Source organism: Sphingobium fuliginis (genome assembly GCF_015074805.1).
Lineage (GTDB): Bacteria > Pseudomonadota > Alphaproteobacteria > Sphingomonadales > Sphingomonadaceae > Sphingobium > Sphingobium fuliginis.
On record NZ_CP060035.1, the window covers coordinates 1571246 to 1584207 of the forward strand.

General features: G+C 62.9%; 15 protein-coding genes. 5 read left to right on the forward strand and 10 right to left on the reverse strand.

Going from position 1 to position 12962, the window contains the following annotated elements:
• Positions 1 to 149: 149 nt before the first annotated feature.
• The 4 genes from H5V43_RS07355 to H5V43_RS07365 all read right to left on the reverse strand — a co-directional run bounded on the left by H5V43_RS07355 (position 150) and on the right by H5V43_RS07365 (position 2244).
• Entirely contained in the window at positions 150 to 401 is a 252-nt protein-coding gene (locus tag H5V43_RS07355) for a hypothetical protein (RefSeq protein WP_025549518.1), read from the reverse strand.
• 48 nt (positions 402 to 449) lie between these two features.
• Positions 450 to 1106 (reverse strand): sigma-70 family RNA polymerase sigma factor, encoded by a 657-nt coding sequence (locus H5V43_RS07360; RefSeq protein ID WP_025549519.1) that lies wholly within the window; start codon positions 1104 to 1106, stop codon positions 450 to 452.
• A gap of 116 nt (positions 1107 to 1222) precedes the next feature.
• Positions 1223 to 1357: a hypothetical protein gene (locus H5V43_RS23765; RefSeq protein ID WP_025549520.1), complete on the reverse strand. Its 135-nt coding sequence runs from the start codon at positions 1355 to 1357 to the stop codon at positions 1223 to 1225.
• A 92-nt stretch (positions 1358 to 1449) separates the two neighbouring features.
• Complete coding sequence (locus H5V43_RS07365; RefSeq protein ID WP_025549521.1) at positions 1450 to 2244, reverse strand: response regulator; 795 nt, start codon at positions 2242 to 2244, stop codon at positions 1450 to 1452.
• 95 nt (positions 2245 to 2339) lie between these two features.
• Here H5V43_RS07365 and H5V43_RS07370 point away from each other — a divergent pair, with 95 nt between their 5' ends.
• The 3 genes from H5V43_RS07370 (at position 2340) to H5V43_RS07380 (ending at position 4592) form a co-directional block, all read left to right on the forward strand.
• Complete coding sequence (locus H5V43_RS07370; protein ID WP_128830766.1) at positions 2340 to 2561, forward strand: hypothetical protein; 222 nt, start codon at positions 2340 to 2342, stop codon at positions 2559 to 2561.
• Positions 2562 to 2597: 36 nt separating this feature from the next.
• Positions 2598 to 2852 (forward strand): NepR family anti-sigma factor, encoded by a 255-nt coding sequence (locus H5V43_RS23585; RefSeq protein WP_044662533.1) that lies wholly within the window; start codon positions 2598 to 2600, stop codon positions 2850 to 2852.
• A gap of 231 nt (positions 2853 to 3083) precedes the next feature.
• The gene (locus tag H5V43_RS07380) at positions 3084 to 4592 is read left to right on the forward strand and encodes a sensor histidine kinase (protein WP_025549522.1); all 1509 of its coding nucleotides are present in this window, start codon (positions 3084 to 3086) and stop codon (positions 4590 to 4592) included.
• Between the two features lie 21 nt (positions 4593 to 4613).
• On the opposite strand, the gene tgt is transcribed toward H5V43_RS07380, so the two are convergent.
• Together tgt and H5V43_RS07390 are read right to left on the reverse strand one after the other, a co-directional pair.
• Positions 4614 to 5744 carry a tRNA guanosine(34) transglycosylase Tgt gene (gene tgt, locus H5V43_RS07385; protein WP_025549523.1) on the reverse strand — a complete coding sequence of 377 codons (1131 nt, stop codon included), beginning with the start codon at positions 5742 to 5744 and terminating at the stop codon, positions 4614 to 4616.
• 53 nt (positions 5745 to 5797) lie between these two features.
• Positions 5798 to 5977: a hypothetical protein gene (locus H5V43_RS07390; RefSeq protein WP_025549524.1), complete on the reverse strand. Its 180-nt coding sequence runs from the start codon at positions 5975 to 5977 to the stop codon at positions 5798 to 5800.
• A 238-nt stretch (positions 5978 to 6215) separates the two neighbouring features.
• On the opposite strand from H5V43_RS07390, the gene H5V43_RS07395 reads away from it, so the two are divergent.
• Positions 6216 to 7172, forward strand: a complete 957-nt coding sequence (locus tag H5V43_RS07395; protein WP_025549525.1) for a crotonase/enoyl-CoA hydratase family protein — start codon at positions 6216 to 6218, stop codon at positions 7170 to 7172.
• A gap of 2 nt (positions 7173 to 7174) precedes the next feature.
• Here the strand turns inward: H5V43_RS07395 and H5V43_RS07400 are convergent, their stop codons facing one another.
• Positions 7175 to 9118, reverse strand: coding sequence for a putative bifunctional diguanylate cyclase/phosphodiesterase (locus tag H5V43_RS07400; RefSeq protein WP_025549526.1), 1944 nt, complete (start codon positions 9116 to 9118; stop codon positions 7175 to 7177).
• 215 nt (positions 9119 to 9333) lie between these two features.
• Here H5V43_RS07400 and H5V43_RS07405 point away from each other — a divergent pair, with 215 nt between their 5' ends.
• Complete coding sequence (locus H5V43_RS07405) at positions 9334 to 10014, forward strand: GNAT family N-acetyltransferase (RefSeq protein WP_025549527.1); 681 nt, start codon at positions 9334 to 9336, stop codon at positions 10012 to 10014.
• A 259-nt stretch (positions 10015 to 10273) separates the two neighbouring features.
• On the opposite strand, the gene H5V43_RS07410 is transcribed toward H5V43_RS07405, so the two are convergent.
• From H5V43_RS07410 to H5V43_RS07420, 3 genes are read right to left on the reverse strand one after another with little or no spacing between them, the layout of a single operon-like run.
• The gene (locus H5V43_RS07410) at positions 10274 to 10534 is read right to left on the reverse strand and encodes a DUF1467 family protein (RefSeq protein WP_025549528.1); all 261 of its coding nucleotides are present in this window, start codon (positions 10532 to 10534) and stop codon (positions 10274 to 10276) included.
• Between the two features lie 11 nt (positions 10535 to 10545).
• A complete protein-coding gene (locus tag H5V43_RS07415; RefSeq protein WP_025549529.1) occupies positions 10546 to 12183 on the reverse strand; it encodes a ribonuclease J in 1638 nt (545 codons plus the stop codon).
• A complete protein-coding gene (locus H5V43_RS07420; protein ID WP_025549530.1) occupies positions 12180 to 12962 on the reverse strand; it encodes a type III pantothenate kinase in 783 nt (260 codons plus the stop codon). The genes H5V43_RS07415 and H5V43_RS07420 overlap by 4 nt, the downstream gene beginning before the upstream one ends.

Here is a 12962-nt window from a genome sequence, read left to right on the forward strand (position 1 = left end):
CCCGCTGCGCCCGGCGGGCAGGTGACAGCCGGATCAGCTTACAGGCGCTGTAAGGAAATCCGACACTGTCGGGGACAATGCACGACAATCACAAAGATTTTCTGAACAGGACCATCGGCCATGCCGGCGAAGCGGACCGGCAGGGGCGATCAATTCTGGTTGCGAAGCGCATCCGCGGCGTTCTTCGCCGCGTGCCCCACCACATGGGCGGCGCTGTCGACGGAACCGGCTGCCTTCATAAGGGCGTCGGCACGGCGGTCGTCGCGTTCCTTCGTCATGTAGAAAAAGCCGATCGCCAGCACCAGCGCCAGGGCGACCAGAAGGAATATGATCAGGCTTCCCCGCGACCGGCCCGGCAAGGAAGCCGGTTCGAAGGGTTCGTCCTTACGACCTTCGTCCATTCTCCTTCTCCCGATCCTCGCATACCGAGGCGGAGAGTATAGCACAGATCACTCCACGTCGGAGTCGGTATCTTCACCTGTTTCCCTGGATTCCCGGCCCCGGCTCAACCGGTCGACATCGTCCATGATCTCGTCCAGCACCGCGGCGTCGCTGCTTTCCTGGCTGCGGCGGGATGGCAGTTCGCCATTTTCCAATATCTGCTCCAGCGCGGCGCGGCCGCGGGCGACGCGGCTCTTGATGGTGCCGACGGCGACGCCGCAGATTTCGGCGGCTTCCTCATAGGCGAAGCCGCCCGCGCCGACCAGGATCAGCGCCTCTCGCTGGGGCTGCGGCAATTGCAGCAAGGCGCGCTGCATGTCGGACAGTTCGACATGCTTGTCCTGCCCGGCGGGCGCGGCAAGCAGGCGGTCGGCCGCCAGATCGTCCCAATCGCCCCGGAAGCGGGAACGGCGCATCTGCGACAGATAATGATTGCGCAGGATGATGAAGGTCCAGGCACGCATGTTGGTGCCCGCCTGGAAGCGGCTGCGCGCGGCCCAGGCCTTCAACAGCGTTTCCTGCACCAGATCGTCCGCGACATCGCGATTGCCGGACAGGGACCGTCCAAAGGCGCGCAGATGGGGGATGACCGCCGCCAGTTCCCGCTTGAAATCGGTGTCTGAAAGCGTTTCGCGCTCAACATCCTGGCCCACGCCGTCGCTCATGGTAACAACCCCTTCACCGGCTGTCGCCCTCGCTGCATGAACGGAAGTCGTCAAAGCCATATGTGCGTCCGCATCCCAATCTTTTTCTTCTCAAGGACCAATTGCCGCAACCGCGTTCAATGGCCCCACAATATCACAATCATCACGATGATCGCGAGTGTCAGTGAAACGCCGAGCACGTAACGCACGATATGCGGCGTCGAGCCCGCCCTGGCTTCTTCCGTCGCAATATGCTGCTCCTGTTCGACCATGGGTCGCTCCCGATCGTTACGCATCAATAACGCGGGTCGCGGACCGGGGTTCCCCTTCTTTCCAGCCTAATTTCAGAAAGCCGCGCGCGACGTCAGGCCGGCGCGGTCGCTTCGTCGAAGAACAGCGCCTGAGAAATCGCGGCCTTGACGGTCGAACGCTGGAAAGGCTTGGTGATGAGGAAGGTCGGCTCCGGCCGTTCGCCCGTCAGCAGGCGTTCGGGGAAGGCGGTGATGAAGATCACAGGAACGGAGAATTCGGCGAGGATGTCCTTCACCGCATCGATGCCGCTCGAATCGTCGGCAAGCTGGATGTCCGCCAGCACCAGCCCGGGCCGTTCCGCCATGGCTTCGCGCACAGCATCCTCGCGCGTGACGGCGATGGCGGTGACTTCATGCCCCAGGTCGCGAACGATGGTCTCTATATCCATCGCGATGATCGGCTCATCCTCGATGATCAGCACCTTGGCGCGGGTCTGCGCCTCGATCTCACTCAGCGCTTCCTTGACCAGCGCTTCCACGTCGTCGCTGTCCAGGCCGATCAGATAGCCGACGTCATCGACGGTAAATCCCTCCAGCGCCGTCAGCAGCAGCGCCTGGCGCGGCAGCGGCGTCAGGCGGGCGAGTCGTGCCTGCGCGATCGCCTCCTGCCCGTCGGCGCCGGTCAGCACCGGCCCGTCTTCCAGATGGGACGAGGACCAGATCGCATGGAAAGTCTTGTAGAGGCCAAGGCGCGGATCGACATTCGACGGAAATTCGTCGGGCGCCGCCACGATCGCCTCCAGCGTGGCGCGCACATAGGCATCGCCATGCGCCTGGCTGCCCGTCAATGCACGCGCGTAGCGCCGCAGGAAAGGAAGGTGGGGGTGCAGTTGCTGACCAAGCGACATCTGTAAAAATTCTCCCAGCCCATCGGGCGCCTTGTCCTATGTTAAAGCCACGCCTTAACCAAAATGCCGAAACATTCGCCGGAATGGGAGGATGGATGGACGATGCCGATGTGGCAAGCCCCCTTACCCCCTTTCAGAATGGAAATGCTTCGGGCATGACCGCCCGCGTCGCCTTCCATTCTCGCCGCCGACCTCGTGCGGCGGGCAAAAAATGCTTCGCCAAGGGAACCAACGACCAACGGATTTGTTTCACTGCCGTTCGGTTTTTTCGAAAATCTTTGGAATTTTGTGTTTTGATTTCCCTGACGCCGAATTGACGTCATAGGGGAAAGCCGCAAAAAGAGCAGGCTGGCATGACATTGATGGCTGCAGAGGGGCGTGTTTTGGTTGCTTCAACGACGGAACGGGATGTGACGGGAGGGGACAAGAAAGATGTCGGCACCAACACTCCGGATTCTGGCGTGAAGGGCAGTGTCGCCCGCAAGAAACGCACATCGGCCGCGAAGGACGACGGCCAGGTCGCCAATGCCCTGCGATCCGTCTATCAGCGCGCGGTTGACGAGGATATTCCCGCGGAAATGCTTGACCTTCTCAGCAAGCTCGACTGACTCTCCCTGATCGGCCGGACCGGGGGGGAGCCGGAAACAAGCGGAGGGGACATGGCGCATCTGGTAAAATCCGGCCGGCGAGCGACGCTCTCCCCGAAGAATCGGCGTTCGATGTTCAGCGTCAGGTAAATGGACAGAATATCCCCACCGCCGCCGGCCGAAGGCACGCTTCCCCCGGCCGCTTCCTTCATTCAGAGATTGAACGCCGTTTCCCATTCCACCGGCGTCAAGATGTTCCTCATCCTGACGCTGGCCCTGCTGCCGCTGGGACTGATCGCCCTGGTCGCCTCGCTTCAGGCGATCCGCACCACCGACCTGGAAAAGGAAGCGCTGCTGCGCGTGGCGGTGACGCAAAGTGCGCGCAAATTGTCCGCCGATCTCGCGTCCGACCGAACGGCGCTGATGCTGACGGCCAATGCCTTTGCGACATCCGGCCCCGATCCGGCGATGTGCGCACGCCTTTCGGCCTTCCTGACCTCTCACGACCGTGGCGGCGGCCGCTATTATATCTACGACCGCTCGGGCCGGCGGCTTTGCGGTTCCACCCTGCCGGAACCGCCGGGCCTTCCCCGGTCGGAACGTTTCGGCGATGCCGCCGCGCAGTTGTTGACGGATTCGCCCTATCTCATCAGCCGGGCGCGGAGCGCCAACGGCGCGGTCGTCGCCATCGCTTATTATCCGCGCGGCTATCTGGAGGCGATGACCAACCCTGCGGGCACGTTGCAGAACCGGCAGATCACCTTGAATGAGGGCGGCCGCAGCCTGCTCATCACCCGGCCTGCTGGCCTTTCGGGCGGGCATAGCACCACGCTTTCCGCCCGGCTCGACCCGCCCGACATCGTCCTCACCATGACGGTGCGCGATCCCCCGGTCACGATCGCGCGCATGTTGTCGCTGTTCCTGCCGCTGGTCATGTGGTTCGCCGCGGCGGCCATTGGCTGGTTCGTCGTCAACCGCCTTCTGATCCGGCCGCTGGTGCTGCTGCGCCGCACGGTGGCGGCCTATGAACCCGGTCAGGTGCTGGAACCGATGCGCCGCATCCGCACCCCGGCGCAGGAGATCGTGGCGCTGGGCGACACCTTCCGCGAAATCAGCGAAGATGTCGCCACCCATGAGGCGGAGATGGCGGAGGGCCTGGAAACCCAGCGAAAGCTGACGCGGGAGGTCCATCACCGGGTCAAGAACAACCTCCAGATCATTGCGAGCCTGATCAACCTGCACGCGCGATCCGCCCATGACGCCGAAGCGGTCGAGGCCTATGCGACGATCCAGCGGCGGGTCGATGCGCTGTCGGTCGTCCACCGCAACCATTATGCCGAGCTGGAGGAACATCGCGGCGTCGGCGTGCGGTCGCTGATCAGCGAACTGTCGGCCAGCCTGCGCGGCACCGCCCCGGCCGAGGCGCGCCGCTTCGGCATTCAGATCGACAGCGACAATCTGCACATCAGCCAGGACGTCGCAGTGCCCATCGCCTTCCTGCTGACCGAGCTGGTGGAACTTGCCATGCTGTCCAATCCGCGCACGGCGATGCGGATCTCCGTGCAACTGGAACCGGGCCGCACCGACCGGGCGGTGCTCCACATCCTCTCGCCGGCGCTGCGCGGATCGCCGGACATGACCGCCCGGCTGGAGGAGCGCTACGGACGGGTGCTCACCGGCCTGTCACGCCAGTTGCGCGCACCGCTGGACCATGATCCGGAGACGGGCGACTATGCGATCGTCATTACGGTGCTGGAGTAGGCGTTCGGGGAGCTTACCCCCTCAGGCCCGCTGATAATCCCGCCGGAAATCCGCTGCGAAGCCCTGAAAGCGCCCGATGGCGATGCTGTCCCGAATCCCCTGCATCAGCGCCTGGTAGAAATGGATATTATGCTGCGTCATCAGCATCGCGCCCAGCATCTCGCCGGCCTTGACCAGATGGTGCAGATAGGCGCGGCTCCAGGTCGTGCAGACCGGGCAACCGCAGCGCGGATCGAGCGGCCCCTTGTCCTCCGCAAAGCGCGCATTGCGGATGTTGAGCGGCCCGGCCCAGGTGAAGGCCTGACCGTTGCGCCCGCTGCGGGTGGGCAATACGCAATCGAACATGTCGATCCCCCGTTCCACCGCGCCGACAATGTCGTCCGGCTTGCCCACTCCCATCAGGTAGCGCGGCTTGTCGGCCGGCAGCATGCCGGGCGCGAAATCGAGCGTGGCGAACATCGCCTCCTGCCCCTCGCCCACGGCCAGCCCGCCGACGGCATAGCCGTCGAAGCCGATGTCGATCAGCTTTTCCGCCGAAATCCGCCGCAGGCCCTCGTCCAGCGATCCCTGTTGGATACCGAACAGCGCCGCCCGCTCCGCATGTTCCGCCCCTGCATCGAACCCGTCTCGGGAGCGTTTCGCCCAGCGCATGGAACGCTCCATGGACTTCGCCGCCTCGTCATGGGTGCAGCCGTTCCTGGTGCACTCGTCGAAAGCCATGACGATGTCGCTGTCCAGCAACCGCTGGATCTCCATCGAACGCTCGGGCGTCAGCATATGCCTGGAGCCGTCGATATGGCTGGAAAAGGCGACCCCCTCCTCGCTCATCTTCGTCAGCGCGCTGAGGCTCATCACCTGATAACCGCCGCTATCGGTCAGGATCGGCCTGTCCCAGCCCATGAAGGCGTGCAGGCCGCCCAGTCGCGCGACGCGCTCCGCCCCCGGACGAAGCATCAGATGATAGGTGTTGCCAAGAATGATGTCTGCGCCGGCTGCACGCACTTCGGCCGGACGCATCGCCTTCACCGTGGCGGCGGTGCCGACCGGCATGAAGGCAGGCGTGCGAATCTCGCCCCGGCGCATCTGGATGGCGCCCGTGCGGGCCTTGCCGTCGGTCGCGGCGATCGAAAAGGAGAAGCGGGGATTTGTCACAGCGCGCGCTGTACGGTCGAAAGAGGCGCCAGACAAGGCCGCAAAGCCGCGCTTCAGCCCTTCTTGCGCAGCCCGTCAAGCGCAACGATCGCGTCGACATCGAACCCTTCGACCCGGCGGTAATTGCCGATGAAACAAAGACAATCCGCAGCCAGGCTGAGCTGCCATGACTCACCTTGCAGGTCGTGCAGCAGCAGGGTCACAAGCTGCCTGTCGGTTCGGGGCGTGTTCATGGCGATGATCGTAATTAATAAAGGTTAACAAAGGCCTGCGCCCGATTTGCGACAAGTTTTCAAAGAAGCTATTTGTTGCATAAATACAACAAAACTCCGCGATTGACCAGTTTTTGGGCGACATCCCTGCAACAGTTGCTATTAAAAATGGTTAATTCCGGGGCAATGCCTTTCGGCGCGATTGCATAAGCGCGGCAACCCTGTTCTGCTTAACATCTGTTGCAGTTTGGGGGCTCAGATGGTTGATTCCGGACGATTTAATTCCGGCCGTGAACATATGGACGATCTGACTCCCGCCCCTCTTCCGGCGGAGGAAGATGTCGTGGCTGCCGTTACGGAAAGCATGGCCTCGACGCCGGACGTCGGCACCTCGACCATGTTCGACCTCGGCCAGATCGACATAAGCTGGGAGGCGGATGCCGCTACGCTCTGGGCGTTCATGACGCCATCGAATCGACCGAATTTCAGCCCTGCCATGTTGCGTGACGTCCGCTATTGGTATGTGGAGACCAAACGACTGTTCGATGCGGGCAAGCTGCCGGTCAAATATATGGTGGCCGGATCGCGTTTTCCCGGCGTTTTCAACCTGGGCGGCGATCTGGAACTGTTCGCCGGCTGCATCGAGCGTGGCGACCTGCCCGGTCTTGTCGACTATGGCCATGCCTGTATCGACGTGGTTCATCGCACCTGGCGCAATGGCGACCTTCCCGTGATTTCCATTGCGCTGGCACAGGGCGATGCGTTGGGTGGCGGCTTCGAAGCCTTGCTTTGCTTCGATGTCGTGATTGCTGAACGCAGTGCGCGTTTCGGTCTGCCCGAAATGCTGTTCGGCCTTTTCCCCGGCATGGGGGCTTATTCCATCCTCGCGCGCAAGCTGGGTCGGCTGGCGGCCGAACGGATGATCCTGTCCGGCAAGGTCTATACCGCGCAGGAGATGCACGACATGGGCATTATCCACACGCTGGTGGAGGATGGCGAGGGTGAGCAGGCCGTCCGCGACTATATCGCGGCCAGCCTGCCCCATCATGCCGGTCATGTCGGGGTGTTCCAGGCAGGTCGACGCGTCGATCCGCTGGAATATGAGGAACTGAAGGACATCGTCGAGAATTGGGCGGCCACTGCACTCAAGCTCGATCTGAAGGACGTGCGGATGATGCGTCGCCTGGCCTCGGCCCAAACCCGTCTGCATAGATAAGATCAGGCGCGCCGCCGGTCCTGGAGCATGGCGACGCTGCCGCTATCGTCATCCATCTGCCGCATCATCTCCAACACCTGCACCGCGGGGACTGGCCGGCTAAGCACGAAACCCTGCACATTGGTGAAGCCCATTTCGCGGGCGCAACGCAGTTGATCGTCGGTTTCAATCCCCTCCGCCACGGTTTCGACATCCAGGGCGTGGGCCAGATAGGCGACCGACTGGGCAATCGCCCTGTGGCGTGAATTCTCCTCGACGCCACGCATGAAGCTCTGGTCGACCTTGATCGTGTCGAAGGCATAGTCGCGCAGATAACCCAGCGAGGAATAGCCGGTCCCGAAATCGTCCAGCGCCAGCCGCAGGCCGATCCGCTGGAGATCGGACAGGATCAGGTTGGTCCGGCCGCTATCCTCCAGGAAGATCGACTCGGTCACCTCCAGTTCCAGCCTGCGCGCCCTCAGTCCCGATTGCATCAGCGCCGCGATGACCGCGCGGGGCAGGCTGTCGCTCTTGATCAACACCGGGGAGATATTGACCGCGACGCGGACATTCTCATCCCATTCCATCGCATCCTGGCAGGCCTGCTCCAGCGCCCAGGCCGTGATCGGTTCGATCATCGAGCAGCTTTCCGCGATGGGGATGAACTCCGCAGGGGAAATGCGGCCGAGCGTCGGATGATCCCATCGCATCAGGGCCTCGCAAATCGTGATCTTGCCGGTTTTCGTGTCGAAGATCGGCTGATAGTGCAGCACCAGCTCATTATTCGCCATGGCGCCGCGCAGGCCCATTTCCAGATCGTAGGTGCGGTTCTGCCGCTCCTTCATCGACCAGGCGAATTGCGCATGGCGGTTTCGGCCCGCATGCTTCGCCTGATACAGCGCCATGTCGGCATGCTGGAGCAGTTCGTCGCTGTCCTGTCCGTCCCCCGGCGCAACCGCGATCCCCATGGACGCGGTCACGCCGAGACTATAGCCGCCGACGTCGAAATCATGCGTGAATTCGGCCATTACATCGTCCGCGATCCGCTCCGCTTCGGCCCGGCTGGCGCCGGGGCAGATCAGCACGAACTCATCTCCTCCGAATCGCGCGACATGGCCGCGCCCGTCCAGCGCGCGAGACAGCCTTTCAGCGACCCTGCATAGAAGCTGGTCGCCGATCATATGTCCCAGGGAGTCGTTGATTTCCTTGAAGCGGTCCAGATCCATCCAGAACACCGCCATCGGATCCTGATCGGATCGTCGTCCATCGAACATCTCGCGCAGCCGCATCTGCATCGCCATGCGGTTTTCGACACCCGTCAGGCTGTCGAAGCGGGCCAAACGCTCAAACTTGGTGGCGAGCTGCGTCTTTTCATATTTGCCCTGCAATGCCTCCAAGACGATGCGATGCGTCGTCTTGGTAATGTCCGCCATGGCGAAGATCATCAGGAAGCAGAGAATTCCCAGAACCGTATAACTCAGCCCACCCGCGAGGACGAGGCCCAGCGAGGTAGGCAGCAGGGATAGACATGTCTGTCCCACCGCGACGTGAATGCGGCCAGCATTACGACCTGAAATACCGCCGGAATAGGACGCCACCAGGCAAACGGCCAATACGTGGAGCGTCGCGTCCTCCGAAAGCAGGAGAGTCGCGAAGGTCAATATTCCGAGGAGCGCGGCATAGGCCCAGGCACCCAATTCATAAGCCAGTCCCCAAATGGGCTGGGTTACACCGTTCTGATGGGCAAGCTGCCGCTCGAAATAGACGGCCGAGATCGACCGGCTGAGCCCGACGAGACAGATCAGGACCGCAATCGCGGTGATGGCGGGCAGCCGCGCATGCCATGCGATCACCAGCCCCAGCGCGCCGCCGGCAACCGCACCGATCATCAGCGAGGCGGGAGAAGCATAAAGGGATTTGACGAGATTCGCCTGCACTTCAGCGCTTTGCTGGGTGTCCGGCGTCATGCGCCCTCGCAGGGATGCGAGCAAGTTTCGTTCAGGGCGTGACACGTCATCGCCACCATTGCCGAAACATGATTTCCATTTGGTAAATCGCGCCGTCCAAAAGAAGCGGGAATTAGCGGATTGTTACGGAATCGACCGGCCATCGAGACCTATGCTCGCAAGGCAGGGCAAGAGGGGCTTGCTTTCCCCGGTCGCAGCCGGAAAATAGCGTCATCGTGTCATATCATCCTCTGCATCGCCCGGTCTGGAACGCCCTCAACAGCGGCTGGAAGCCCTTGGCCGAAGGGGATGCGCTCGCGCTGCGGATCGATCCACGCTACGGGCCCTTTGCCGCTGCGGCGGACGGCAATCCGGCGGCTCGATCGGCGTTGGCTGCGCTTGTGCCCGAACAGGGGGAGCTGTGGATCGTCGAACCCGATGCGCAAACGCCGCCGGCCGGCACGCGCCTGGTCCGCGAAGCGATGCTTGCGCAGATGGTGGCGGAAGAGATTCCGGGCGATGCGCCGTCCTGGGAGCCCGTCGTGCTGACAGATGATGATGCGACGGAAATGCGTGCTCTTGCATTGATGACGAAGCCTGGTCCCTTCCTGCCGCTGACCCATCGGCTCGGTCGCTTCATCGGCATCAAGGAGCGGGGCAGGCTGATCGCCATGGCGGGAGAGCGGATGCGTATGCCGGGCTTTGCCGAGGTCAGCGGTGTCTGCACTCATCCTGACCATCGCGGGCGGGGCTATGCGAAGGGCCTGATGCAGATCGTTGCCAGGGCCATGCTGGAACGCGGAGAAATGCCGTTCCTGCATGCCTATGCCGCACATGAGGCGACGGTGGCGCTCTACGAAACGCTCGGCTTTCGGATAAGGGCGCGGATGCACATGATGGTGGTCGCCCGGATCTGAGCCATCTCGCTGCGGAGCCTGTCCGAGGGTTCGCCCGCCCAGAATATGCGGGGATTCGGCCCATGGCGGGCTGCAAATGGCGGCTTTCTGCGCCTCCGGTGCTCACATATTGAAGTACGCTACGTCGAAACGAGTCGCGCGCCTCGTTCGAGTGCCTTCGCAGGAGCATGATGCGGCCTGGGGCGAACATCAAAACTCTGTCGTGAAGCCCCTACTCAAGCTTACCCAACAGCGTTGCCCGTCGGTTCCGGCCAGACACTCAGCCGATATGCGTCAACCGCTCCAACGTGATCCAGCCTTCCACATAATTGGCATAATAGAGGCCGAACAGAACCGCCGACAGGACCGTCGCCCGAAAGGCAACGACCCCTGGACGAAAATTGCTGGGCGCGCTGTCCGCCTGCCCCGGCCGCAACGCCTCGCCCGTTTCATCGGGCGTGCGAATGCCGAAGGGCAGCACGATGAAGGCGCTGATCACCCAGAACAGCACGTAAATGGCAAAGATCGCATACCAGTTCATGCGCAAAGGGCTTAGGCGCGAATGAGCAGCACGTCCACCACCGGCTTCTTGCCCGTCCAGCGGGTGGCCGTGCGCCGTACCGCCAACCTGACCCGTTCACGCAACGCCTCTTCCTCCTGCGATCCCTTGGCGACAGCGCCCGCAGCCTCCTCGGCCGCCTCCTCCAGAAAGGCGGCCTTGTCCTCTTCCACCGGCACGCCCTGGGTGCGCAAGGCGGGGGAACCGATCACCCTGCCCTTGCCGTCCAGCGCCACCGCGACGCTGATCTGGCCATGCAGCGCAACCTTGCGCCGCTCGTTCATCGTCGCTCCGTCAGCGGGCAGGATGACGTCGCCATCCAGCACCAGCCGTCCCGTCGTTTCGTTGCCGATGACCTCCGGCCCGTTGGGCGCCAGCCGCAGCACATCGCCATTGGACTGCACCACCGCATGGGGAACGCCGCTCGCCAGACCCAGCCGCGCCTGCTCGGCCATATGCCGCCGCTCGCCATGGACCGGCAGCAGGATTTGCGGCCGTACCCAGCGATACATGGCTTCCAGCTCGGGACGACCCGGATGGCCGGAAACATGCACCTCCGCCTGACGATCCGTCACCATCAGCACGCCCTTGGCCGCCAGCGCGTTCTGGATGCGGCCGATGGCGATCTCATTGCCGGGAATCTGCTTCGAGGAGAAGACGACCAGATCGCCCTCATCCAACTTGATGGGGTGGCTGTCGAAGGCGATGCGCGACAGGGCGGCCCGCGCCTCCCCCTGCCCGCCAGTAGCGATGATCATCACCTCATTATGCGGCAAGGCCATCGCATCGTCCCAATCGACGGTCGGCGGGAAATCCCTGAGATAACCCGCCGTCCGCGCCGTCGAGATGATCCGGTCGAGCGACCGCCCCGCCACGCAGAGCTTGCGACCCATGGCATTGGCAACCTCCCCCAAGGTCTGCAACCGCGCGGCATTGGACGCGAAGGTCGTGACCAGCACGCGCCCTTTAGCGCCCGCGATGGTCTGCATAAGCCCCACGCGCACATCGCCTTCGGAGCCGCTGGCTTCGGGATTGAAGACGTTGGTGCTGTCGCACACCAGCGCCAGCACCCCCTCGTCGCCAATGGCCGCCAGTTCCTCGGGCGTGGAGGGCTGGCCCAGCAGCGGCGTTTCGTCCAGCTTCCAATCGCCGGTATGGAAGATTTTGCCATAGGGCGTGTCGATCAGCACCGCATTGCCTTCGGGAATCGAATGCGCCAGCGGCACATAGCGGAAGCCGAAGGGCCCCAGGGCGAAGCTGCCCTCATTGTCGATCACGTTGAGCGCGACATCCTGGGTCAGCCCCTCTTCCTCCAGCTTCAGCCGGATCAGCCCCGCGGTGAAGGGCGTCGCATAGAGCGGCACGCCCAGATCGGCCGCGAGATAGGGAATGGCGCCGATATGGTCCTCATGCCCGTGGGTCAGCACGATGCCCAGCAGATCGTCCTTGCGATCCTCGATGAAGCTCAGGTCCGGCAGCACCAGTTCCACGCCGGGATAGGCGGGATCGGCAAAGGTCAGGCCCAAGTCGACCATCACCCATTTGCCCTGGCAACCGTAGAGATTGACATTCATGCCGATCTCCCCCGAGCCGCCAAGGGCCAGGAAGATCAGCTCATTTCCGGGTATCATTCTGTTTTCAAACTCCGTTCATACAGCAATGCGAGGCCCTGGATCGTGAGATCGGGCGCGATCGCATCGAAAATATCGCTATTGTCGTCGAAGAGGACCGCCAGGCCCCCCGTTGCAATCACCTTGGCGGGACGGCCGATTTCCGCACGTATGCGGGCGACCAGCCCCTCCATCATCGCCACATAGCCCCAGAAGACGCCGATATGCATCTGCGCTTCGGTGGTGCGGCCGATAACCGACCGGTTCTCCGGCGGCGCGATCGCGATCTTGGGCAGCTTCGCCGCCGCCGCGACCAGCGCATCCAGCGACAGGTTGATGCCCGGCGCGATGATGCCGCCCTTGTAAGCGCCGTGATAGTCGATGACGTCGAAGGTCGTCGCCGTGCCGAAATCGATGACGATCAAATCCTCGCGGTAGAGATGGTGCGCGCCGATGGCGTTTACAACCCGGTCCGCCCCGACCGAGGCCGGTTCGGCCACGTCGAGTTCGATGCCCCACTCCACCGGCGCCTGACCGGCGATGAGCGCGGTCGTCTTGAAATATTTATCGGCCAGCACCTGAAGATTGTGCAGGGCGCGCGGCACGACGGTCGCGATGATGACCGCCTCCACATCGGCAATCTTATAGCCCTCCAGCATCAGGAGCTGGTTCAGCCATACCGCATATTCGTCGGCGGTGCGCCGCGGATCGGTCGCGATCCGCCAGCGGGCGCGAATCTCCCGCCCCTCGAGCAGCGCAAAAACCACATTGGTGTTACCCGCGTCGATCGCGAGAAGCAT